This is a genomic window from Blautia ammoniilytica (genome assembly GCF_025566965.1).
Classification (GTDB): domain Bacteria; phylum Bacillota; class Clostridia; order Lachnospirales; family Lachnospiraceae; genus Blautia_A; species Blautia_A ammoniilytica.
Genome location: NZ_JAOQJL010000051.1, coordinates 1 through 23456, shown reverse-complemented (window position 1 = coordinate 23456; position 23456 = coordinate 1). Strand labels below are relative to the sequence as shown.

Genomic DNA, 23456 nt, shown 5'->3' with positions numbered 1-23456 from the left:
CCCATAATCTCCGCCATCTGTGTCTGTGTCTTGTTTTCAAAGAAAATGCCATAAATAATCATGCGTTCCTCTGAGTTCAGTTGATTGATCACTGTGTGAATATCCTGCTGTTCCATTTTTGTCAGTACACAGTGCTCCACATCACAGTTCAGATCTGGAAAATCCTCAATCATGAAGCCTTCTCCATCAATGGACTGACCGCTGTAAGGTACTTCTCTCAGCATCTTATCCACAACCTCACCCAGTTCATTCTTAATCTCAACTTTTTTTGCCTTGCTGCTTCTGTAAAAATTATTCATCGCATACGCAACTTCTTTTGTAATCTCGATCATTTCTCCATCAATATTTGCGTAGTACTTTCCTTCATAAAAATATGGGTGTTCAATATACATATCCGTTCCTCCTGAATTTGAAATCTTGTTGCTCGTTTCAAATCCAGAAGGCGGACCTCTGTTTAGAATCATGCCTGCTCCGCCTTTATCCTGCCGGGATACGCCCGCAGTTATTGGCTGAGAAATTCAGGCACGAAAAAAAGCCCCAGTAGTTTTTTCTTAACTACTGAGGCTTTCGTCTCTTTCTTGTATTCAGTTATCTATGCCTTCTTTCATCAGCATAATCATTGTATCAGGATAAAGTTCACAAAGTATCCGCAATATATTCCCATAAGTTCATATCATTATTGGAATCGTACATATTTCAGTATAAAAAGTTCATCGTGTTATTCTTCTACTTCTTTTCCATCTATATATAGTTGAAATTTATCAGGATTATTGACTACATCATAGTCCTTTCCGTATTCTACAGGTCTATATTCGGCTGTCATTACCGATTCCCCATCTTCAATATCCTCTTTCCATAAATAGATGTTCATATCAAGGCTCGTCGCATATCCCCTGTCTGTGGAGAATTTTGTCGAATAAAATGAATCATCCTTGTACATCTGCAAAAGTTCTCTTGCAAAAGCTTCTTTATCCCCGATATGTCCCCGGTTAGCAACCACTGTAATATTTTCATCTCGATTTACGGAAAATGTTCCAACTACATCCGGTTCGCCTTCCTTATGACCAGATTCAGATTTCCCATAAATACTTCCTGCAGCAATTATCAAGATCACTGCTCCTGAAATCAATGCAATTATCTTTTTCTTCATATTTTTATTTTCCTTTTAGTTTTTTTACTGCGTAATTGATTACTTCTTCCGGTGTGGGTCTGTCTCCTTTAAGTGTCATTTTCTTCCATTCTTCCTGCACAGCCGGATCGGGATTATCAAATCCTGCATCTATGGCTATCTGCATTTCTCTGCGTACCTCTTCTGGTGTTGTGTTGTACTTTTCTGCAATCTTCTCATAAATAGTTTTCTCTCTCATTCATTTTCCTCCAATATATAAGTAGAATTACACCTTGTTCTATAGAACTAATTTAGCATATTTCTATTATCATGAAAAGACACTTTACAACTTAAAGCTGAATAAAAGGTCAAAAAAAGAAGAGCTACTCGCTCTTCCCAGTTTGTTATATCACTCTTCCAATAATGTGTGAATTACTTTGATCATTTTTTTCTGCTCTTTGATCGGAAGTTTTTCAATTTTTTCTGTCAACTCATTGGTAACACCTGTAACTGAATGTGCCACAACATCAATCAAAAGAGTATCTGCTGAAACATCTAATGCATTTGCAATTGTAACAAAGGTATCCAATTTTGTAACTTTCAAGCCTCTCTCTATTACACTCACATGCGTTGGACTTAAATTTACTAATGCAGCCAGTTCCTCTTGCGTGAGATTTTTTGCTTCTCGTGCTGATTTGATTCGCTGTCCTACTGCTTTCAAATCCATCGTAACACCTCCTCCAGAACGAATAATCGTTCTGAATTTAGTATACTTGTGGATATCTTAAATATACAGAATCGCAAAGCCAAGTTCTAATTCTACAGAACTATATTCAAAGTTTTTCTTTGCATTTTCGTAAAAAAGCGTTATGATTGAATCAGTTAAATCAAAGGAGGTATCAAATCATGAAATCACATAAATACTGGTCCTTAGGCGCACTTTTCTGTATGTTGGGATGCATTTATTCTGGAATCAAAAAATCTATGACTGCACATAAATACTTTGCCTATTCTTCATTGCTTTGTATGGGCATGTCCATTTATTCCGGTCACAAACTGGTTTCTCCAAAGAAGAAAAAAATCACTGAATCAAATAATAGTGAGAATAGTTAAATAAAAAATTGACCTTTATTCATCAAAGACAAAGTTGCTGGAGAATATTTTTTCTCTCCAGCAACTTTCTTTATCTTTAAGCCATTGAGATACAATACTGTCCAATCAGCTTCATCCAACTATTATATTTATTCTTTTCGCACACCTTTCGGCAAATTTCATTCTCCATCAATACACAGAACATCTTATCATAATCAAATGCCCAAACAGCACCATTCACATGGTTTTCCACTGCTTTCTGATCTATGCTTTTCAAGCGTGTGACCATTTTTTCAATTTCTCCATTTCCCAAGTTACCGATATTTTTGCAGATAAACCGAAAGAAATTCAACGTTGCATATTCGTCATGCCAATGGAACTCTTCTGGATTGTTTTTAATTTTACTGGCTCTCAGCTGTTCTTTGATTATCTGAGCAGCTACACCTTTCATCGAATCTTCGTATCTCATATTATTCACCTACTCTTCCTCAACGCCCAGTGACGGTTTAAATCTTTTATCCTTTGCCTGCGGTACCACGATCTCATAAAAATAAAATCCTAAATACCCAAGTGCCTGCTTCTTCATTTTATAAAAAGAAGTCCTGCCTATTCCTAACTCCTGCTGTACTTCCACATCTGTCTTATTATAATGACTGCAAAAACAGGAATGAAGGATTTCACTGAGCATCACACCATTCGGTGCATAGAACTTCACCAAAGTCATTCCCCGATAGATCATGTCCGACAATCCATAAATAATCATCAGATTATTCATCTCCCGGTGCATCTTTGGCACATTCAGCTGGTTGTTATAAATGCTCAGATAACTCAATGCATATGCCATATCTTCATTGATTTTCTCCTGGCATTCCATATCCAGTTCTTCTAACACAATCTGATTTTCCAAAATCAATTTCTGATAGCTTGTCATCAATTCTTTAATATCAGTATAATGTCTTTCGATTGTAACTTCCAGATAATCCTGTGCATGACTTGCCATCTGGAAGGTAATTTCTTTCATTGATTTAATTGCATAATCTCTGTCTGTCATCAGTTTCAAAATCTCCTTATCATCATCACACTAACTGGCGGTCTTTCAGACCAGTTCGCTTTCCCCATGATTTTGATGGGAAGCAATTACTTACTACAACTTGCAGAAGCGGATATCCAAAAGGCATTGTGGGAGCTGCCTTTGCTGACCGGAATCCATCTTCTTATGTAAAACCTACAGGAATATAAAGGGAAAGTGACTATCCCTGCCGGTTAATAATCCAAATAATATCGTCTATACCAATCTCTCCTTATGCTGTTTTTCTCTCCATAAACCATTTATCCACTTCGTAAAACAAGTGGCTTTCCTGCCCCTGTATCATACAGGTGTACATCATTCCTACACCGCCTGCCTTTCTGCTGGCGCATCGCTCGATTTTCAAAATTCTGTCAATACTATATTTTCTTCCATCCTCCCATGTAAAAAATATGGGAACCAGCTGTCCGTCTTTCCGAAACTCTGCTACTACATCTACATATACTTTGTTCATGCCGACACCTCACTATAAAATCTCAATTGCTCTTGGCGATGCCGGGATTCTGCGGATATATCCATTTAACTCCAACTGCTTGATTCTGGAAAATGCTGATGATGTTGATTTCACCCCGATCAATTTTCCAAATTCCCGTATTGTCGGTGGATATCCATGTTCATTGGTATATCGTAAAATACACTGATAACTTTCTTCCTGTTTTCTGGTTAATGCTTTTTTCAAATCTATCCCTCCAATTACCCATGGAAATAACTATGTGGATGGATCGTGTGCGTACCAGCGTCTAAGTGGGATAAGACTTTATCCTGATACATTGCCGCTCGCTGTATACTGAAATAACCAAACCGTCGTCTGATCTCATCTACAGTACGATCCAGCTTCTCTAACTTTTCCTTTTTCTCCTGATTTCCAAATAAATCCAACTGCACGGGAATATCATCTAACACAAGATCCGCAGCTCGGATCCCCAGGCTTCTAATGGGATGTTCCCATTTGTAATTATCTTTAAATAGCTGAAATGCTGCAGTTACAATCTCGTTTGTAATATTCGTTGGCTGTCGTAAATGTATCTGTCTGGAAAAACTATACAATCGATTATCTCGAACTGTAATTTCTACTGTTTTGCATTTAAATCCATGTTTCCGCAATCGTGCAGCTACACTTTCTGCCAATGCTATTTGAATGATCCAGACATCCAGATCATTTTCCAGATCTCTCGGTGTTGTAGTGCTATTACCTATCGACTTTACTGGTGCTTCATATCCTTCCTTGCAAACCGGATCTTCATCCCAGCCATTTGCGAAAGCCCATAATACATTTCCTATTTTTCCAAAATGACTCTCTAACAACTTTTCGTCTGATTCCGCAAGTTGCCCGATTGTCCGGATTCCAAGTTTTTGCAATTTCTTATTTGTCTGTCTTCCGACATAAAGCAAATCTGACGCTGGAAGCTGCCATATCCTGTCTTTATAATTTTCTCGATTAAACTCTGTGATTGCATCCGGCTTTTTATAATCTGAACCAAGTTTCGCATAAATCTTATTCCAGGAAATTCCAATACTTACCGTTACACCCAGTTCGTATTTAATCCGATGGCTGATTTCTCTTGCAATCGTCATTCCGCTTCCTTTCAGATTTCTGCTGTCCGATACATCCAGCCAGGCTTCATCAATTCCATATGGCTCAATCTTGTCCGTATACTCCGAATAGATTTCTCTTGCCATCTTTGAAAATCTCAAATACAAATCCATCCGTGGTGGTACAAATATGATTTCCGGACAAATCTGTTTTGCCTGCCATAATGCCATTCCGGTCTTTACACCTTTTTGCTTTGCAATATAATTTGCTGTCAGCACAATCCCATGTCTGGCTTCCGGATCGCCACCGACTGCCAGCGGCATTCCGGCAAATTCCGGATGATGCAGCATTTCTACACTGGCATAGTCGGGTAAGAGAAGAGCATTACTGTCCTTCCCTCCCCTAAGAACCGTACGTGATAGTTTCCCATCATACGGCTCAAGCCTTATAAAGCCTATTGCTGCCACAATAAGCCGGTTGTATATCATTCGTATACAAATTTGAAATTGCTGTAGGATTTATTTTTGCGTTCAGCGAAGTATTCCATCCAAATTTCATCGTAGGGATTCGCTTCCGCTTTAATACATGTAAAACGGGTAATGTTTGTGTCGGTTGCATATACTAATGCGAGATAATTATCCTCCGTCAGCTTTTCAGAGAAAGTCCAGCTACGGTTTCCGATTCTGTGGAAATATTTATCTCTTATCCATGCGGCTGGTTTGTTTTTATGTCTACGTCGGCACCATCTCCATAGCGCCTTGAATGTCTGCCAGTCCACATATCTAAATGCAACCGAAGATACGTTATACTTCTGAAAGTTCACCCATCCTCTGATAATAGGATTCAGGCATTTGATCAGATCGGATTGCTTGCCCGTTCGGAACTTCTTAATTGTTCCACGAATTTTACGCATAATTGATTTAACATTCTGTTTTGATGGTTTGGTAAGTAATTTATCCCCATATTTACGAATATTACAACCCAAAAAGTCAAATCCATCGTGTATGTTCGTAATAACTGTCTTTTCATCCGATAATTCTAATCCTCTTTCATGCATGAACTCTTTTACTAAAGGTAGTACCTCGTTTCTTAATAGTTCCTCTGATACTCCTGTAATAATGAAATCATCTGCATAGCGCACCAGATTTACTTTTGGATTTATCTGTCTACCTTTCGACCAATACCGTTTGAACTTATTCTTCAATAATCTTTCTAATCCGTCCAATACATAATTACACAGCGTCGGTGAAATAGTACCTCCCTGTGGTGTTCCTTGGTCAGTAGCATTGAGTTTTCCCTTTTCCACAAATCCAGCTTTAAGAAATTTGTGCAAAATTTCTTTGTCCATAGGGATATTCTTTTGCATCCATTCATGATTTATGTTATCGAAACATCCTTTTATGTCACCTTCCAACACCCATTCTGGTGCTGTTTTTCGAGCCAAGTCGACAAAACATTGCTCTATAGCGTCTTGAACACATCTGTTGGGTCTGAATCCGTATGAAGTGCCGTCTGCCAGAGTTTCTGTGACTGGTTCCAGTGCCATTTTGTGTAATGTTTGCATTGCCCTATCTTTCATTGTAGGAATACTCAGTGGTCTCTTTTTTCCATTTTTCTTTGGAATGTAGATTCGTCTGAGCGGTTGAGGTTGGTATCCTCTTCTCTGAAGTGTGAATATGGCGTTAAATTTGTCCTCATTACTTATCCAACACACGCCATCTACTCCAGGTGTTCTTTTACCCTTGTTTTCTGTTACTCTTTTTACAGCAATTGCTTTTGCATAAAACGAATGAGTCAGAGTCCATTGTAAGGATTTGATTTTTCCTACTCTGTTCTCCTTTACAGCCTTTGCAATACGCATCTGCAGTTTCTTAACCTCATATTCAGCTGTTCCAAAATCAATATCCTTCCAGCTCTTAATGTGATTTGAAGATGCACACGATTTCTCGTACATTTGCATTTCTCCTTTCAGAAATTCTGCTAATTCTCTTGCAACATAAGACCAGACGGAAGTCTGCCCCCTTTCGGGTGAGTATATTCTCTATCCTTCTCATTACAAGAAGGCATTCGCTTTCTCCGTCCTCCTTACCCGCACATCTATCGGTTTCCCTTACGGGTTACTTTCCGTATCTTTATGGAGATATACGGGCTTACCTTGTTCCACTACATTTATGCTGGTAGATTAGGCTCCACCTTTCTGCCGACGGTTCTATAGTCCGTGTGGTGGCTGTTTCAACCCCCAACCAAACCGCATTCCCATTTTGGGCCAGGCCCAGCAACCTTTGGCCTGTTCGCGCATAACGACATTTACCAGTGATTCAGATATCTTAGCCATTCTATCCCAGTCATCATCTCAAGTCAGTGTTGCTCTTACTTGTTCTTATCCTCACGGAATCAGTTCTACATCTCTGTAAAGATGATTTTTCATATCTCGTTTCCTCATAGCAGTTACCCGCTACTTTGTAGATATTAGACTCAACTGACGGAACAGCAGGTCTTACACCTTACGGTAAGACAATAAATGTAGTGACTTTCAAGTCACACAAAACAGTTCATATCACTATGCAGGATCACACGCTCACTCAAACTTTTCACCTCCCAGCTGTTTCCTTCAACATGATGTCTTATCAATTTTTGTATGTTTAGTATATATCGACATTCCGGAGATAGTCAAGTAACATCTTGGTTGTATTTTCTCCATTTTGGAGATTATTGTTGATTTTATTTCTAACATACGGTATAATGCATATAGAAAATTCAAATAGAAATGAGGCGAACAAATGCGTGATTTCGGGGAAATATTAGCAGAAAATAGAAAAAAGAAAGGATACTCTCAATCAGATCTGGTAGACCTGCTTTCTCAGGAAGGTATTCAGGTCACTACAAAAGCAATCTCCAAATGGGAGACCAATGCACGAGAACCAGCTTTACATGTTTTCCTGACACTTTGCCAGTTACTTGATATCGAAGATATATATGAATCTTTCTTTGGAGAAAATCCATATAACATTATGAGTGGATTGAATGAAGAAGGCAGAAATAAATTGATTGAATTTGCTGATATTTTGAAAGCTTCTAAAAAGTTTTCTCCACTGTCTGCAAAGATTATCCCATTCCATCATCCTGTAGAAATTACCTGGGAACCAGTTTCTGCTGGTACTGGAAATTACCTGGAAGATTCTGTAAAAGAAACTTATGACGTAGGACACCTTGCTCCTGAGCAGACTGACTTTGGTGTACGGATCTCCGGTGACAGTATGGAACCACTTTATCATACAGGCGATGTCGCATGGATTCAGAAAAAAGATTCTCTTGCTAATGGTGAAATTGGAATCTTCTATCTCAACGGTAATACTTACATCAAGGAATTACACGATGAGCCAGATGGTGTTTATCTGATTTCTTTAAATCAAAAATATCGTCCTATCCAAGTTTTGGAATCTGACTCTTTTAAGATTTTTGGAAAAGTAATCGGAAAATGCAAAGGTGCAGAAATTCCGGGATTTCATTAGATTTCAACAGCAGGTTCATGATCCTGCTGATAACAATAAGCAAAGGAAGTGATTGAATGGCAATCAATAATACATTAAAAGATATTCGTGAAGAACGGAATCTCATTCAAGCAGATTTGGCTGAAGCCATAGGTTCCTGCAGCCAGACTATAGGCCGCATCGAACGTGGAGAACGTAATCCCTCTCTTGAGATTGCAATCCGGCTGGCCCATTACCTGAAAGTGCCTGTAGAAGATATTTTTCAAGTTGAAGACTGAAGCATAACAGCCGAAAAACCGAGGAATAAAATCCCCGGTTTTCCTTTTGCTCAAAAATCAGTGTAATTCCATGATGCACAGATGCATATACGATTGCTTTTCTCATTTGTTTTCCTTTCTGCCTGCTCCATCAATCAGGTCATAACTCATATCTAAAAAGTCCAGTACCTTTGCTTCGCTGACCGAACCATCCAGTAAAATAGTGATCCAGTGCTGCTTATTCATATGATACCCAGGTAAAAATCCATAAGTCTGAATAATCATATTTGTCATGTCCGGATCACACTTTACGTCAATGATATCAACCATCTCTCTTCCTTCTAATCCCAGTTTCGATTTTTCAACCGTCATGATCACTGCATACCATTTCCCATTCTTATGTCGAAATACTGCACTGTCCGGTAGTTTACTCCATAAATATTCCGGAATCGTGCCATACTGTTTCTGCACATATTCAAAAATTTCTTCTTTCTTCACAATCTATTCAACTCCTGATTCTTCTGATATCCTGCCCATAATCATACCACATTTTCGTATCCCGTACTACCTGCCAAATTCTTTTGCATTTTCCCGGTTCTCCTGACTTTAACTAATAGAGAGGTAAAACAGCAAGGACAGGAAGTGAGGATACACTTCCGGGAAATCCCAATTTAGGGTACCCTGCCCTAAATTGAAAAACGTTGAAAGCAACGATACTACTGTCCTCTCAGAAAGGAGAACCCACCAATGGCTGAAAGAAAGAGAAACAAAGAAATCCATTTTTATGTCACCGAAGAAGAAAGGAAGCTTATACGCAGGAAGATGATAGAATCAAAAACCAAAAACATGGGAGCTTATCTGCGTAAGATGGCAATCGACGGTTACATCGTCAACACCGATACCACCCCACTGAAGAAACAGTATGAGGAAATGCACAAGATTGGTGTAAATATCAACCAGATTGCAAAAAAGGTAAATACCACCGGAGATCTATATCCAGAAGAAATGCAAGAATTGAAAGAGATGGTGAAAGAATTATGGCGTATCTTAAAATCTTCCACATTAAGGTAACTGACAAGAAAGCTCTGGACTATATTACAAATCCAGATAAGACAGATGAAAAACTGTTAGTTTCCAGTTTTGGCTGTTCCCCGGAAACTGCAGATCTTGAATTTTCTATGACAAGAGAAATGGCAAAAAAGAATGGAATGGATAAAGGCGATAACCTGGCATTTCATCTGATCCAATCATTTAAACCTGGAGAAGTTGATGCCGAAAATGCCCATCGCTTAGGTCAACAATTTGCTGACGAAGTGCTGAAAGGAAAATATGAGTACGTGATCAGCACACACGTTGACAAAAATCATATTCACAATCATATCATCTTCAACGCTGCAAGCTTTGTTGATCATCACAAGTATGTTTCCAATAAGCGGAGCTACCATAAACTCTGCAGAATCAGTAATCGTATCTGCCATGAAAATGGACTTGCCACCAGCATGCCAACCGGAGAAAAAGGTAAAAGCTATAAAGAGAACATGGAATATCATCGTGGCACCAGTTGGAAAGCCAAGCTACGTGTCGCAGTTGATAAATCAATCTGGACTTCCATCAACTATGAGGAATTTCTGCAAAAGATGCAGTTAGCCGGATATGAAGTCCGGCAGGGAAAGCACCTGTCCTTCCGTGCACCGGAGCAGAAGAACTTCACTTATATGAAATCTCTCGGAAGCTATTATTCCGAAGAAAATGTTCGCATCCGTCTGGCTAAAAATCGTAGCAAAGTAAAAACTCCAAGACATCTGTCCAGAGAAGCTCGCTTGTATATCAATATCTCCACTTATGTCACAACTGGAAATCGAGAGGGATTTGAACGATGGGCAAAGCTCAATAATCTAAAAGAGGCAGCCCATACCTTCAACTATCTTTCCGAAAATAACTTGCTGAATTATGACGATTTCAGGCAGCATGTATCTGACATTGAAGCTTCTGTGAAAGTTGCCGACCAAAGAATAGCACAAATCAACAGTGAGCTGAGCACGCAGAAAGTCATTCAGAAACACTGCGATTCTTACCGGCTTTGTCGTAAAGTAATTGAAGATTGTAAATCTGCTAAAAATCCAAAAGCATACCGCACCAAACATCAGGCAGAATACCAGCTCCACGATTCACTAAAAAAAGAGCTTCAGGATCTCGGTGTCACCAAAATCCCAAGCTCTAATAAAATCCAGAAGCGGATTGAAAATCTTGAATCTGAACAGGATGCTACTGTCCGGGAAAAACAGGAATTGCAGAAAAAGCAGAAAACCCTAGAGATCATTCAGCAAAATTTCACTGCACTGCTCGATGCTCCAGAGATCAGTTCAGACTTACTTCCGGCAAAAAAGGAACCTGTTTCTGTCACAAGAGAAAAATAAGATTGCACTGGCAACTCACTCATTTTCTTCCCAATCTTCCCAAGGTTTCAAATCCTTTTCCTCCCAGGTGACACCATACGGTGCACCTCCGGAGGTATAACCAGCAATACAGAAAAATCGGTCATCTTGCAAGATCTCTTCTTTGGTCAGATTATCTCTTGCTTCTTTTTTCCGTTTTGCTCGCCTCTGTTTCCTCTTTTGTTTCGCAACAGCTGCTTTTTCTTCCGGCGTTTTCCTATGTCCTTTTGCCATAAGTGTTTCTAGTGTAATTCCACTCTGAATGTCTTTTAGTATACGAGTTTCATACCCTGTTTCACGTTTCTCAACAATTCTATAGTATGATGAACATAAAAGATTCGGTGAATCAACATTGTACTAATACTTTTTTTCAACCGAAGTTTTCAATTTTTCAAAAGCTTCTTCACTGATTACATGTTCTATCCGACAGGCATCTCTTTCTGCAGTTTCCCGATCAACCCCGACAGCTACAAGCTGCTCCGTAAAGAACTGATGGCGTTCATAAATTTTCTCGGCAACCTCCCGCCCGGCATTAGTCAGATTGAGGTATCCATCTTCATCGACAGTCAGGAAACCGCCATTCTTTAACACACCTACTGCATGGCTGATGCTCGGTTTACTGAATCCCATGTGCCGGGCAAGATCAATGGATCGGACCATACCCTGCTTCTTTTGAAGAATCAGCACAGCCTCCAGATAATCCTCCCCGGACGCATGAATCTTCATCGGTTCCTCCTTTATGCAAGGCTCCAGCCGGAAGCCTTTTTACGGATATTTACAAAATCCTGATAAATCCCGGCTTTTGCCATAAGCTCGTCATGGGTTCCCTGTTCGCTGATCCGTCCATCAGAGATCACCAAAATCTGATCTGCCTGACGGATGGTATTCAGGCGATGTGCAATCACAAGTAATGTTTTACCCTTTACCAGCTCATTGATTGCCTCCTGGATATAGCTTTCATTATCGGTATCAACACTTGCAGTCGCTTCATCCAGAATGACAATCGGTGCGTCCTTCAAAATGCATCGGGCGATAGAGATTCTTTGCTTTTCGCCGCCGGACAGAGTAGCGCCGCCTTCACCGATGACTGTCTGGAATCCATCTGGCAGCGCCATGATAAAATCATAGCAGCGGGCTTTTTTTGCAGCCTCATAGACTTCTTCCTCGGTAGCGTCCGGTTTACCCATGCTGATATTGTTGTAAATGGTATCCTGGAACAAGTACACCCTCTGGAAAACCATGCTGATCTGTTCCATCAGTTCGGCGAGAGGTACATCCCGAATATCTGTACCACGGATTGTCACTTTGCCGGATTTCACATCCCACAGCCGCGCCAGAAGGTTCGCAATCGTGGATTTGCCACCGCCAGACGGTCCCACAAGTGCGGTCATGGTATTCTTCTGCATAGAGAAGCTGATGTTGTGCAGGACTTCCTTGTCCTGATAGGCGAAGCCCACATCGCTAAATTGTACTTCTGGCTGATCCGGCTGTGCCTGTGACAGAATATGTTGATTTCCGTTATCGGGAAGTTCGGGCTCGTCCAAAACAGCTTCAATGCGGTCTAATGCGGCATTCATCACGGTCAGTCGGGTTGCTTCTCCATAAAGAGCTTTCAGAGGTCCAAAGAGATCAAAGACAAACAGCAGCACGCCCAAAAGATAAGCCAGGGAGAGTACGCCTTCCTGATGTAAAAAAACGGATAAACCGAAGATAGCGGCAATACCCACGCCATAGAGAATGTTTAAGCCAGTGGTCCACGGTGTCATTTTCTGCTCAAACTTCGTATTGACATCCCTTGATTTTTTGAAGTTTTCCGTTAATTCGTCAGATTTTTCTCCGAGCAGATTGTAACTTTTGATAACCCCAATTCCTTCGGCAAAAGACAAGACCGCATCCGTCAAATTCTCGCTTTGGTTTTGACGCCCGACAGCCTCCTTGAAGGAAACCTTATTCATATATTTTGCAACCAGTGATGCCAGCAAGGTAATGATTACCGCAATCAGCCCAAGTCTCCAATCCAGTACGAACATAAAAACAGCTAAAACCAAAGTAGACAGCATATAGCTCATCATGTTGCCAATGGTACTCATAGAAACTTCCTCAATGAATACCATATCCGTACTGAGAACAGAGCTGATTTTGCCAATATTCCCCGATGTAAAGTAACCCATCGGCATTTTTCTTAAATGATTTCCCAACTCCATCCGTTTATCAGCAAAGATCATAAATCCAGCGGCACTTTGCAGACGGTCGCTCAAATAGTGAACCACTGTCTGAACCACTACAACAGCTAATAATCCAAGTCCGACAAACAGACAGGTCTTTCCAGTCAGCGTATTATCAGCAAACCCGGCCAAGACAATAAACGCCATGAAGATCGGCATTTTGGAGAGAATGGACTCGACAAATGCACATAGAAATGCAGCCTGAATACGGCTTTTATACCTCCCGGAGAGGTTCAGGATTCTTGAAATCAATGCAAACATTTATCTTCCCTCCTTTGCAGTAGATACTTTCCACTCGGCGCTGTCCTGAGCCGCTTTCCACAACTTTTGGTATTCTGGGCAAGCTTGAATCAGCTCCTGATGTTTTCCGGTTGCCACCATCTTTCCGTGATCCATAACGCATATTTGATCTGCGTTCATTATAGCGGGAAGTTTGTGAGCGATAACTACCAAGGTTTTTCCCTCCACCAGCTCCGCAATAGCAGCCTCCATTTTTTCCTCATTTTCTGGATCAGCATAGGCCGTGGCCTCGTCAAGCACTACAATCGGGGCATCCTTCAATATTGCCCGCGCCAGGGAAATTCGCTGGCGCTGCCCCCCGGAAAGCATTTTCCCCGCATCGCCCGCCATGGAGTGAATACCTTGCGGCAGCTTTTCCAGAAACTCCATACACCGGGCTTTCTTCGCCGCCTGCATTACTTCCTCATCGGTAGCATCCAAACGTCCAAGACGGATATTTTCCAGCAGGGAGGTGTTAAACAGGTACTGATCCTGAGCCACATAGGAAATGCGGCTGTTCAATGCCTCCAGGCTCATATCACAAAGTTTCTGCCCGCCAATGGAAATGCTCCCTTTCTGCGGGTCATAGTAGTGGATCAACAGTTTTGCAAGGGTGCTCTTGCCAGAACCGGATTCACCAACTAGGGCAGTTTTTTGTCCTGCTTGTGCCACAAAGGTAATATCGTGGAGGACTTCGTTTTCCGCTATTATCGGTTTCCCATCTGGGCCAGGCTGTGTCGTCTGATACGCAAAGGAAACATGATCGTAAGAAATGTTAAAATCCTGTCCGTGGAAATCATCCTCAGCAGCTTGCAGCGGTGCCGTATTTAACATCTGTTCAAGTGCCGTGATCTTATAATTCAGATTCGGAATCGTCTCCATAAAGCCCAGTGCTTTCAGGAGAGGAATCCCAATGCTGAGGGAAAGGCAGAGGACTAAAATCAAATCAGGTAAAGTGCTTATGCCACAGAGAACAAACCATGCCCCAAGAGGCAAAGTCAGAATAACAGTGCAGGGCAGTAGACTTCCGTATATCGCCATCCAGGGCCAGGCGGCCTTATACCATGCCAAGGTATAATCCCGATAGTCCGTTACATCCTTGCGGAAGTTCTCGTAAGATTCGCTCTCCCGGTTGAAAACCTTGACAACCTCCATACCATTGATGTACTCAATGATCGTGTTGTTCATTTTCTGTGCAGACTGATAGTAGGGACCCATGCGCTTCATTCCAACAGAGTACATAATGACCATGGAGAGCAGGCTGATCGGGATAGAGGCCAAAGACATAAGAGCCAGTTTCCAGTCCGCACAAAACATAGCAACATAAATCACCAGCGGGATCAGTAAATTTGCGATACCCTCTGGGACTGAATGAGCAAGGAGCAATTCCAAGCTGTCCACATCATCGACAAACAGCTTTTTGATTGTCCCTGTCCCTTTTTCCTCCACAATGCCAAGGGGAAGTTTCTCAAACTTCTTTTGCAGAGATACCCGCAGCCGGAACAATGTGTTATATGCTGCTTTATGAGAAATTGATAATCCCCATCCATAAAAAAACGCCTGCAAAACAAGACAGATCAAACCCCCTATAACACGCAATAAAACAAATTCTGTTTCAACAGAATCGCCCATAACCAATGGCGAAATGACCTGATAGGCCAGCACAAAAGGCAGGATGCCCATAAGAACGCTGACCAGTACGACAACCGTGGCCACATACATATTTTTCTTATATGGCCCTGCGTACTCAAAGATTTTTTTGAACATAAGCCCTCCTTATATTGAGCCGTACTGTCTGTGCTTCAAAAACAAGAGGCCGCCAAAGTAAAGCGGCCTCTTATCATTATCTTTCTGTCCAGTCAAGGCGGCCCTGACATTCATAATTTCTAAAATTCACTGGCGGATTCGGAAAAAATCCAAAACCTTTTTACTGCCGGATTCGTCCAATGGATAGCTTTCTTTTACTTGCCCTTTTTCCATATGGACTACATACGAACATCCCGCCATCACCAACTCCGGATCATGCGTAATAACAAGAAGCGTTTTGCCCTGATCCGCGAGTGACTTCAAACTCCGCGCAACTTCCCGCATATGTTTGAGATCAAGCCCGCTTGTTGGTTCGTCAAACACAATGATCTCCCGGTTACTCACAATGGCAGACGCGATCGCTACCCGCTGTTTTTGCCCGCCGGAAAGAGAAAGCGGGTGCCTGTCTTTATATTCCAGCAGATCAAACTGTTTAAGGATTTTATCCACAACAGTTTCATCCTTGTTGTCCATGCTCAGAAGCACTTCATCCGCCACGCTTTCGGTAAATAGCTGATGGCTGGTATCCTGCATTACCATGTAGCAATGTTTGAGCCGGGCTTTCCAATCAAGGGTTTTCCCCTCAACCTGCAAAAAGCCACACTTCTTTTCCAGTCCGCAAATACAGCGGGCCAGAGTAGATTTTCCAGCGCCATTCAGACCGATAATGGCAATCGTTTCTCCAACAGGCAGTTCTGCACTCGGAATATGGAGGCTTTCCGGTTCCCGCTTTTTATACGCAAAGCAGAAATTTTGAAATTCCATCTGTTTAGCTGTATGCGCCTGATACTGATTCGCAGGCTTCAACTTCGAGAGAGAAAACGGCCGCAGCCCCATTTCTTTTCGAGTGCCATCCGATAAGCTGTCAAATTCAGCAGGCGTGTATTCCCGTTCAATCTCCCCATCTTTTACATACAGCACACGATCTGCAAGATCGTGAAGGTAGTAAAGGCGGTGTTCTGCGATCAGAATTGTTTTGCCCTGCTTTTTCCAGAGGCTTAGGACCTGCCGCAGGTCATCAATAGCAGCCATATCCAAATTAGAAGATGGTTCGTCCAGGACCATAATTCCCGGCAGCAATACACTTGATGAAGCACAGGCTATTTTTTGCTTTTCGCCTCCGGACAGAGCAAACACGCTTCGCCCCATCAAATCTTCAATATGATAATCGGAAACTGTCCGGTCAATCCTTTTCAGGATATCCTCCTGAGGATAGCCTAAATTTTCACAGGCAAAGGCTAATTCACTATCCGTATCCACGTTGAAAAACTGACTTTTGGGATTCTGGAATACAGATCCCACCATAGCAGCCAAGTCATAAAGCGGCGTATCTGATACGCTTTTTCCGTCCAGAAGGACATCGCCCTCTAATTTGCCCTCGTAATAATGAGGCACCAGCCCATTTACCAAACGGGTAATCGTTGTTTTCCCACAGCCGGATTCTCCCGTGAGTAAAACAAATTCCCCTGTGTTTATGGTGAGATTGACATTTCTAATCCCTCCGCCGCTGGATTCTTCACCATAAGAAAAAGAAACATTTTGAAAATCTATCATGGCAAAATCCCTCCTGCGGAAATTATCGGGGAAGCAATCGCCCAAAACACTACAAAGCAACAAAACAAGATCAGCACCACATCGGCAAAATTGAATTTAAGCTGGCAAATGTTTGTGCGTTTGACAGGAGCGCCGAGGCCACGGGTAATTGCCGCAGCGGAAAGTTCCTCACCGATTTTCACGGAGCAGGTAATCATCGGGATCAGCTTATACTCCAATATTTTTGAAGATTTTTTCCCTCCAAGTTTAATCCCACGCATTTTCATAGCGTCACTGATTGCTTCTGACTCCTGAAAGACAGTTGGAAAGAAGCGGAACATGACCGTTAAGGGGATCGTCACTTCTTTAGGCATATGGATTCTTTCCATGCCGGAAATCAATTCACTGACCGTTGTTGTTTTCACTGCATAGGCAGCAATCGCAACACTGGGAAGGATTCGGCAGAAGAATCCTGTTGTAAACAGAACAAGGAAATTCAATATCCCCGTAAGGTGCGGCAAAACATAAATTTGGACAGCATAAAAAACAGAAAACACAGCAATATAGCCCACAGCTTTTGCACATTGTTTCGAGGTAAGCAGCAATATAGCCGGAACCACACAAAGAACAAGGCGGATCAGTCCCATAGCTTCTCCGCCTGTTCCACCCATGACAAAAATGCTTATGATGAAGATGAGCAACAGTTTTGTACGCGGATCGAGCCGCAACCCTTGTTCTGTTTTTTTGCTGAGCAGAAATTCCCGCGCCATTATGCAATACCGGCACGCTGGAAGTGCTTTTTGCAAATGGCTTTCCCAATCATACCTCCGACAAGGCCAAACACAAAGCAGGCAACCAGCAAAATAGGCGCAATCCACATAGGCATATATGTATTAAGGGTAGCTGCATATTCAGTGCCGTATCCTTCAGTCAGCATTACCATATAGCTTTCACGGTTCAGGAAAATGGGAGCAAAGTTGCCAAACACCCAGATGCTGAACACACCGCAGGAAAGAACTGTACTCTTTGCACTTTTGTAGTCTGCCTTTTTCAGGATCACGTCAGCCAACAGGCCGCCAACAAGACCAGTTACCATAGTAAGATAGCCGTTGCCGAAGAACACCATGATTAGACCAATCAGGAAACCCATGATTGCAGTCATCCCGAATTTTTTAGCCTTTGTAACATACAGCATATAGGGGATGCCGCCAATCAAAGGACACAGCACCGCCATCAGCGGAATAAAAATGGGGATGAAGCCAAGCATCGCCACCAGCATAACAATGACGACATAGATGACGGTGTAGATGCCGATAGTAATTAAATCTTTTCCCTCAAGCCGGGAACTTTTTTTCTGGGAACTCATACCAGTATCCTCCTATCTAAAAAATGGTGTAGTTAGTATTTTCTAACTACACCACATATAATAACAATTTACGCCTACATTTCCAACCCAAAAACGGTTTTATTCTACCCAAAATCGGTATTTTTTAATTTTAACCAATCGTATTTTCCGTTTTATAGTTTTTAGGAATTACCCCATACTTCTTTTTGAATGCCGCAGCAAAGTTACTCGGTTTTGAATAGCCTACAAATGCTGCCACCTGACTTACGTTCAAATTACTTTCTAATAGTAGACTTGCCGCCTTTTCCAATCGCTGATCTATAATATACGCATGAACCGATGTTCCAAACAGCGAGGAAAAACCCTTTGACAATTTTGAAGTACTAATATTGACTTTTCGCGCCAATTCCTCACAACTTGGTGCCAAAGCAAGCTGACTGTCAATGATTCTCTTCGCTTCTATGATGGATTCTCGGTCACTTCTGGAAATTGCTATATAAGTTGACGCAAGAATACTCAGTTCCAAAATCTCACTCAAATATACAGATAACAACTCAAAAACTTTGCTTTCCAAAAACAGGTATCCCAATCCGCCGCGATATTGCGTGAAGTCTTTCAGTTCCGCAAAAATGTGCTCCATATAGGGAGTAATACCTACTTTTGATATACCTTCCAATAGTTTTTTCTGATAAACCTCAATCTCACCAACATCAAAATAGTCATTCATAATTTTACGGAAATACGACAGTGGTACTTTTACATTTTTGAAAAGGAAATCGTTTTGTTTGGAATAGCACAGATATTCCATTTTCCCGTGTCCACGATAAATACAGGACTCACCTTTTTGTATGCTGATACTTTGTCGGCTATCTGCAATATTCCAGGAAACACCATCATTGAAGCAGAACAACATTTGAATGTATTCTTCGCTACTCACTCCCTGCACGTTCATATCTGAAAAATAATTCATTTTCCAGTCCGAAACAACTGCTCCCTGTTTCGTGACCACCTGTAAAATCTGCCCTGTCCCCATGTCTGCTGGAATATCTATGGTTATTGTCTGCGGTGAATTAGAGAGCAGATCACGATAAAGATTATTCATGTATTGGTTTGTCATGTACAAGCATTCCTCCCGAAGTTAGATAAGACTAATTAAATTTTACAACTTCCAAAGTAAAAAGTCAAATTTTGTAATCATGTAAAAAGCAGACACTACTTAATGTAAATTACAAACTTCACTTACTTCCATTTCTTTCTGCATCTCACAAGACGATAAAGTCACTTTTAAAACCCATTGTACTGACAATTTAATATTAATTCTCATTGTTCTCCCTGCACATCGCTAAATTATCTTATAAATATGGCATTTTAGGAACACCTGACAGTTCGAGAGTTAATTTTATCTGAAGTTCATATTTATCGTGCTTTTATTGCAAGTAATAATGTTTCTGATAATTTAGCTGTTCTAAAGTGCATTTTTGTCAATTGGTTTAAAATTTTTTCCACACTCTGATAATTCCACGACATTAGGCTATCTACAGTACTAACTATGTTTTTACCACAAAAAACTTTATAGGTCAATCTCCATGTCCATTGATCCATCCCCACTTGCTTTATATCGGTAATATACGTCTCATAGCGCAATCTTCCTTGAGTAGCCACCGATATTCTACTTCCTACTGGCGCAACAAGAAATTTCGGTTCTAAAAGTTCTATCAGGATTGGGACATTTATATTCAAATTTTTATCTAATTTATACAATAATTTTTCTTGTTCATCCCTTTTTAAATGTCCAAGTACTCCCATGCACATTACACCACTTATTTTATCTCGAAATGAATATTTACCTACATCTATCGGCAATAGAGAAATTCTCTCTTTAACTTCATTATGCTCCATTAATCTTGCCATAAACGCTGTTCTCATATAAGCCGATGGTTCTAAAGCAATTATTTCTTTATCACATATCATATTAGCCATCTCTATTGTTGTTTTTCCAGTTCCTGCACCTATATCCAAAATGATTCCATCTAAATCCTTAACCATATCAGCAAATTTGTTTAAAACAATTTTTTTGTTCCCTATCTGTGAAAGAGCTGATAAATCATAAAATTCTACTGTCTCTCCGTATACATTCTCAATTTCATTCAATCCCGTCATTCTCCTTTTTTATTAAATGTCTTTTTTCCAAATCATAAAATATACTTTTTATGTCACCAAAATTGTCATAATCAACGATATTCATATAGCCCACTTTCTGACATATTTCAGACCATAATTTTGATACATATATTTGATATTGCGCCATGGACATTTTTTCTGTTCTATTTTGCTTAAATAAAATCTCTAAAGCTTTCTTTACTGCATCCGGCCATATTTGTTCAAACGTTTCTTTTACTGATGGTAACATTACATTTCCTATAGTAACACCAGAGGGTATATTTACTTCCTCTTCTACATTAATACTTAGTGTTCCATATTCATCTCTTGGCATATGCAAGAAAGGAAGCCATATTACCGGACCATGGGTATTGACCAGACAGAGCCGCCCTGTGGAAAATGTCAATTCTATTCTATGATATAAATGTAATGGATTTCTATATGGTCTTCTTTTAGAACCGTACATTCGCAGTTTTCGTCAGTTTACTCGCCAAAGTAAACATTCTAACCATAGATATTTTATAGATCCTAGACCTATAGGTAGCGCACCCCACCTCTGGGGCGTTTTCGAGAATCTTTTGGCAGATTCCTACGACTACTCTCGGTCGTTGTCACGGAGCTTCTCACCCCAGCCATTACAGCTGACGCAATCGTGTAAATGATATAGACATAACCATCACCGTCAATCCAGCCATTTTTCTTGGATAGGCTGATTCGATCAAGCAGAATTCCGTAAAGGAGTTTTGCGTCTGTGGACAGGCTTGCAAACTCTTTTTCTGTGAACAGAGCTTTTGGTATCCGAAAAAAAGAAAACTGGTCAGATTCTTCTGCTCTGAAATATTCAAAATCTGCCATAATATTTTCCTACTCTTCTACATCGAAATCACAATTTGCCGCACTGCCTGTACCATGACACATCTCATTAAACACAAAGTTGAAACACATCATTAACTCACTCAGATAATAATTCCTTGCTTCTTTATTGCAGGCATACATATCCTCGATATAAACCTCCTCGTTTCCATTCATTCGTGCGATTGTTTCCAGAACTTTCATAAACTTCCTATTAGAGCAGCACTCATACTGCTCATTTACATATTTCTGAATTTCCAGCACACGTTCAGGCTTTCCTTCATAAACAGATAACACGCCAAATGCCAGATCCATGCCAAACTCATAGCCATCGGCTTCTACGGCATCAATATCAAGATTACCTTTTTCATCGTAATAGCCACGCTCTTCCATAGGAGTCAGTGGTGTCTCATATTCATTCAGATATCCCATATCTGCAATTGTTCCCAGAATATCTCTGGATGCTGCCACCATCTTGTCCATGATAATTTCTCTTTCTTCCATCGGCATATTTGCCATAATTCTGTCTAATGTCATCATTGATTCTTCCTCCATCTCATTTTCATAAATATCATTGATATAAAAGTGGTTCGCCTTTCCATTGTTTTGAACAATACGCACCAGCTTTCCAATCTTAACAAGTTCCTGTACTGCCTGATCTACGCCATATCGAGTCGTATTCAGATCTTTCTTCATTTCGCTTTTTGGATAGATAACAAACAGATCTCCATTATGATCTACCCAGCCATTCTGCACCGCAAATTTCAAACGATCCAGAAATAAGCTGTATAAAATTTTTGCTGTATTTGATAGATTTTTGAATTCTTCCACCTGGAACAGCATCTTTGGCACCTGCAAACAATCTACCGGCATATACTCCATCTTACTCATTGATTATTTCCTCCTTCTGTTTGTACAGCACTTCGGCTGAATTAATATTGATTTCCAGCATCCCTACAAATACCTGATAGTACAGCAGGCATATCTGTTCATCCTCTCTTGCCAGATACAATCCTTCCAGTTCATCGGACGGATGTTTCATTCCATATACTGCCTGACAGATATCATGGATTTTCTCACATTCCACACTTCTAAGATGCATCTCCAAGGTGTGGTTAAATCTCTGCCAGTCCTCCAGTTTCTGATTTACTGACATCATGCACTGGAACAGTTCCGCTGCTTCACATGCTGCTGACAGCACTACATTTTTGTTATTGATACTTCCATCGGCATTTTTCATATGCCCTACCATATACGCCTGATCTACTGAAATCATCTTTTATCCTCCTCTATCTAAACGGCATTTCTTCTTCCATGCCCTCTGGGATCTCTAAGAACCCTTCCGCATCTTCTGGAAACGGTGGTCTGTCAACCATTTTTGCACCTGCGAATTCAATCCGGTTTGCATACACTTCGGTGGTATAAATCTTTTTCCCGGTATCCTTATCTTCATAATTACCTGTGACAATCTCGCCTTCCACCATGACCTTCGTGCCCTGCATCAGATAATCTCTGGCAAATTCTGCTTTCTTTGCAAAAGCCTTTACCGGAATGAAACTGACTTCATCGGAATAATTTCTTCTGACTGCCAGAACAAACTTGGCAATCTTATGAAGTCCTTTTTCATTCTCCACTTCGTTGTATCCGGGATTTCTTACCAATCGCCCGGAAATAACTGTTGTATTCATTGGCTTAACCCTCCTATGCTTTCATTGATTTGTAACAGATACCGATACATGGTCCACATTTTCCATAGACACATCCGTAACATTCATCTTTTTCCAACTCTTCCTGCTTCATTTCATCGGCAAACATTCCTAACAGCGTTGTATAAATCTTTTTCATTGCCAAGAACTTCACTTCTGCTTTTTCCATCTTCTCTTTGTAAAATGGAATTAGTCCACGAAGAACTGGATGGAAACGTTCATTTTCATCATCCCAGGCACAGGTTTTCATCATACAGCGTGGCTGTTTTTCATAATTTCCCAGATAATACGGGCAGAACGTACAGCCTCTTTCTTTAACAATTTCCACCGGAATCACTGGCATCTGACTTTTGATTTCTTTTGTTACATGCTTACTTTCAATTCGCTCTCTCATCTTAAAAATCCTCCAAGTATATATATTTGCAAAAGGGATTTCCCCTGAATTGCCTGATTTTTGGTAGTCGCCCCCACCCGTGAAACGGGTGGCTCGTAGGATGGCTATAAGCCTTTAATGCTAGGCCAGCGTCTCAAGGCGCTGGCTTTCGC

General features: G+C 40.9%; 31 protein-coding genes. 5 read left to right on the top strand and 26 right to left on the bottom strand.

Annotated elements, in window-relative coordinates:
• The 4 genes from OCV61_RS17245 to OCV61_RS17230 all read right to left on the bottom strand — a co-directional run.
• Nucleotides 1-392: sigma-70 family RNA polymerase sigma factor (locus OCV61_RS17245; protein ID WP_262583311.1), on the bottom strand; the 392-nt coding region annotated here is incomplete at its 3' end.
• Nucleotides 393-718: 326 nt separating this feature from the next.
• The gene (locus OCV61_RS17240; RefSeq protein ID WP_158422800.1) at nucleotides 719-1150 is read right to left on the bottom strand and encodes a DJ-1/PfpI family protein; all 432 of its coding nucleotides are present in this window, start codon (nucleotides 1148-1150) and stop codon (nucleotides 719-721) included.
• A gap of 4 nt (nucleotides 1151-1154) precedes the next feature.
• Nucleotides 1155-1367: a sporulation initiation factor Spo0A C-terminal domain-containing protein gene (locus OCV61_RS17235; protein WP_029732086.1), complete on the bottom strand. Its 213-nt coding sequence runs from the start codon at nucleotides 1365-1367 to the stop codon at nucleotides 1155-1157.
• Nucleotides 1368-1517: 150 nt separating this feature from the next.
• A complete protein-coding gene (locus OCV61_RS17230; RefSeq protein WP_055282712.1) occupies nucleotides 1518-1835 on the bottom strand; it encodes a helix-turn-helix domain-containing protein in 318 nt (105 codons plus the stop codon).
• A 179-nt stretch (nucleotides 1836-2014) separates the two neighbouring features.
• Between OCV61_RS17230 and OCV61_RS17225 the strand changes: the two genes are divergently transcribed.
• Nucleotides 2015-2221 (top strand): DUF6219 family protein, encoded by a 207-nt coding sequence (locus OCV61_RS17225; RefSeq protein WP_008688150.1) that lies wholly within the window; start codon nucleotides 2015-2017, stop codon nucleotides 2219-2221.
• Between the two features lie 76 nt (nucleotides 2222-2297).
• On the opposite strand, the gene OCV61_RS17220 is transcribed toward OCV61_RS17225, so the two are convergent.
• From OCV61_RS17220 to ltrA, 6 genes are all read right to left on the bottom strand, one after another.
• Nucleotides 2298-2669 (bottom strand): hypothetical protein, encoded by a 372-nt coding sequence (locus tag OCV61_RS17220; RefSeq protein WP_055059686.1) that lies wholly within the window; start codon nucleotides 2667-2669, stop codon nucleotides 2298-2300.
• A gap of 9 nt (nucleotides 2670-2678) precedes the next feature.
• Nucleotides 2679-3251 carry an ArpU family phage packaging/lysis transcriptional regulator gene (locus tag OCV61_RS17215; protein WP_008688147.1) on the bottom strand — a complete coding sequence of 191 codons (573 nt, stop codon included), beginning with the start codon at nucleotides 3249-3251 and terminating at the stop codon, nucleotides 2679-2681.
• 250 nt (nucleotides 3252-3501) lie between these two features.
• Nucleotides 3502-3741, bottom strand: coding sequence for a hypothetical protein (locus OCV61_RS17210; protein ID WP_005344271.1), 240 nt, complete (start codon nucleotides 3739-3741; stop codon nucleotides 3502-3504).
• Between the two features lie 12 nt (nucleotides 3742-3753).
• On the bottom strand, nucleotides 3754-3966 hold the full coding sequence (locus OCV61_RS17205) for a LexA family protein (RefSeq protein WP_024720752.1): 213 nt from the start codon (nucleotides 3964-3966) through the stop codon (nucleotides 3754-3756).
• Between the two features lie 14 nt (nucleotides 3967-3980).
• A complete protein-coding gene (gene dinB, locus OCV61_RS17200; protein WP_262581046.1) occupies nucleotides 3981-5288 on the bottom strand; it encodes a DNA polymerase IV in 1308 nt (435 codons plus the stop codon).
• 17 nt (nucleotides 5289-5305) lie between these two features.
• Nucleotides 5306-6775: a group II intron reverse transcriptase/maturase gene (gene ltrA, locus OCV61_RS17195; RefSeq protein ID WP_055057330.1), complete on the bottom strand. Its 1470-nt coding sequence runs from the start codon at nucleotides 6773-6775 to the stop codon at nucleotides 5306-5308.
• A gap of 826 nt (nucleotides 6776-7601) precedes the next feature.
• Between ltrA and OCV61_RS17190 the strand changes: the two genes are divergently transcribed.
• Entirely contained in the window at nucleotides 7602-8333 is a 732-nt protein-coding gene (locus tag OCV61_RS17190; RefSeq protein WP_008688138.1) for a helix-turn-helix domain-containing protein, read from the top strand.
• 56 nt (nucleotides 8334-8389) lie between these two features.
• On the top strand, nucleotides 8390-8590 hold the full coding sequence (locus tag OCV61_RS17185; RefSeq protein WP_005344265.1) for a helix-turn-helix transcriptional regulator: 201 nt from the start codon (nucleotides 8390-8392) through the stop codon (nucleotides 8588-8590).
• A gap of 102 nt (nucleotides 8591-8692) precedes the next feature.
• Here the strand turns inward: OCV61_RS17185 and OCV61_RS17180 are convergent, their stop codons facing one another.
• Nucleotides 8693-9067 (bottom strand): MmcQ/YjbR family DNA-binding protein, encoded by a 375-nt coding sequence (locus OCV61_RS17180; RefSeq protein ID WP_158422799.1) that lies wholly within the window; start codon nucleotides 9065-9067, stop codon nucleotides 8693-8695.
• 249 nt (nucleotides 9068-9316) lie between these two features.
• On the opposite strand from OCV61_RS17180, the gene OCV61_RS17175 reads away from it, so the two are divergent.
• Both OCV61_RS17175 and OCV61_RS17170 read left to right on the top strand, forming a co-directional pair.
• Nucleotides 9317-9640, top strand: a complete 324-nt coding sequence (locus OCV61_RS17175) for a MobC family plasmid mobilization relaxosome protein (protein WP_158422798.1) — start codon at nucleotides 9317-9319, stop codon at nucleotides 9638-9640.
• Complete coding sequence (locus OCV61_RS17170) at nucleotides 9607-10986, top strand: relaxase/mobilization nuclease domain-containing protein (protein WP_158422797.1); 1380 nt, start codon at nucleotides 9607-9609, stop codon at nucleotides 10984-10986. Before OCV61_RS17175 ends, OCV61_RS17170 begins: the two co-directional genes overlap by 34 nt.
• Before the next feature lie 15 nt (nucleotides 10987-11001).
• Here OCV61_RS17170 and OCV61_RS17165 read toward each other — a convergent pair whose 3' ends face one another.
• From OCV61_RS17165 to OCV61_RS17095, 15 genes are all read right to left on the bottom strand, one after another.
• Nucleotides 11002-11238, bottom strand: a complete 237-nt coding sequence (locus tag OCV61_RS17165) for a hypothetical protein (RefSeq protein ID WP_015568877.1) — start codon at nucleotides 11236-11238, stop codon at nucleotides 11002-11004.
• 123 nt (nucleotides 11239-11361) lie between these two features.
• Nucleotides 11362-11730 carry a metal-dependent transcriptional regulator gene (locus OCV61_RS17160; RefSeq protein WP_015528448.1) on the bottom strand — a complete coding sequence of 123 codons (369 nt, stop codon included), beginning with the start codon at nucleotides 11728-11730 and terminating at the stop codon, nucleotides 11362-11364.
• Between the two features lie 11 nt (nucleotides 11731-11741).
• Nucleotides 11742-13490, bottom strand: a complete 1749-nt coding sequence (locus OCV61_RS17155; protein WP_015528447.1) for an ABC transporter ATP-binding protein — start codon at nucleotides 13488-13490, stop codon at nucleotides 11742-11744.
• Nucleotides 13491-15275: an ABC transporter ATP-binding protein gene (locus OCV61_RS17150; protein ID WP_158422796.1), complete on the bottom strand. Its 1785-nt coding sequence runs from the start codon at nucleotides 15273-15275 to the stop codon at nucleotides 13491-13493.
• Nucleotides 15276-15401: 126 nt separating this feature from the next.
• Nucleotides 15402-16868 carry an ABC transporter ATP-binding protein gene (locus OCV61_RS17145; RefSeq protein ID WP_044921309.1) on the bottom strand — a complete coding sequence of 489 codons (1467 nt, stop codon included), beginning with the start codon at nucleotides 16866-16868 and terminating at the stop codon, nucleotides 15402-15404.
• A complete protein-coding gene (locus OCV61_RS17140) occupies nucleotides 16865-17617 on the bottom strand; it encodes an energy-coupling factor transporter transmembrane component T (RefSeq protein ID WP_158422795.1) in 753 nt (250 codons plus the stop codon). Before OCV61_RS17140 ends, OCV61_RS17145 begins: the two co-directional genes overlap by 4 nt.
• On the bottom strand, nucleotides 17617-18213 hold the full coding sequence (locus tag OCV61_RS17135; protein WP_008395315.1) for an MptD family putative ECF transporter S component: 597 nt from the start codon (nucleotides 18211-18213) through the stop codon (nucleotides 17617-17619). The genes OCV61_RS17140 and OCV61_RS17135 overlap by 1 nt, the downstream gene beginning before the upstream one ends.
• Nucleotides 18214-18343: 130 nt before the next feature.
• Nucleotides 18344-19309 (bottom strand): helix-turn-helix domain-containing protein, encoded by a 966-nt coding sequence (locus OCV61_RS17130; RefSeq protein WP_015528443.1) that lies wholly within the window; start codon nucleotides 19307-19309, stop codon nucleotides 18344-18346.
• 299 nt (nucleotides 19310-19608) lie between these two features.
• The gene (locus OCV61_RS17125; protein ID WP_055222064.1) at nucleotides 19609-20343 is read right to left on the bottom strand and encodes a class I SAM-dependent methyltransferase; all 735 of its coding nucleotides are present in this window, start codon (nucleotides 20341-20343) and stop codon (nucleotides 19609-19611) included.
• The gene (locus OCV61_RS17120) at nucleotides 20336-20818 is read right to left on the bottom strand and encodes a hypothetical protein (RefSeq protein ID WP_262583307.1); all 483 of its coding nucleotides are present in this window, start codon (nucleotides 20816-20818) and stop codon (nucleotides 20336-20338) included. The genes OCV61_RS17125 and OCV61_RS17120 overlap by 8 nt, the downstream gene beginning before the upstream one ends.
• Nucleotides 20819-20886: 68 nt before the next feature.
• Complete coding sequence (locus tag OCV61_RS17115) at nucleotides 20887-21207, bottom strand: replication initiator protein A (RefSeq protein ID WP_330382973.1); 321 nt, start codon at nucleotides 21205-21207, stop codon at nucleotides 20887-20889.
• Nucleotides 21208-21216: 9 nt separating this feature from the next.
• A complete protein-coding gene (locus OCV61_RS17110; protein ID WP_158422794.1) occupies nucleotides 21217-22095 on the bottom strand; it encodes a replication initiator protein A in 879 nt (292 codons plus the stop codon).
• Nucleotides 22088-22480, bottom strand: coding sequence for a hypothetical protein (locus tag OCV61_RS17105; protein WP_154780999.1), 393 nt, complete (start codon nucleotides 22478-22480; stop codon nucleotides 22088-22090). Before OCV61_RS17105 ends, OCV61_RS17110 begins: the two co-directional genes overlap by 8 nt.
• Before the next feature lie 13 nt (nucleotides 22481-22493).
• Nucleotides 22494-22892 carry a single-stranded DNA-binding protein gene (locus tag OCV61_RS17100; RefSeq protein WP_005344165.1) on the bottom strand — a complete coding sequence of 133 codons (399 nt, stop codon included), beginning with the start codon at nucleotides 22890-22892 and terminating at the stop codon, nucleotides 22494-22496.
• A 13-nt stretch (nucleotides 22893-22905) separates the two neighbouring features.
• Nucleotides 22906-23304 carry a hypothetical protein gene (locus OCV61_RS17095; protein WP_154780998.1) on the bottom strand — a complete coding sequence of 133 codons (399 nt, stop codon included), beginning with the start codon at nucleotides 23302-23304 and terminating at the stop codon, nucleotides 22906-22908.
• Nucleotides 23305-23456: the final 152 nt, after the last annotated feature.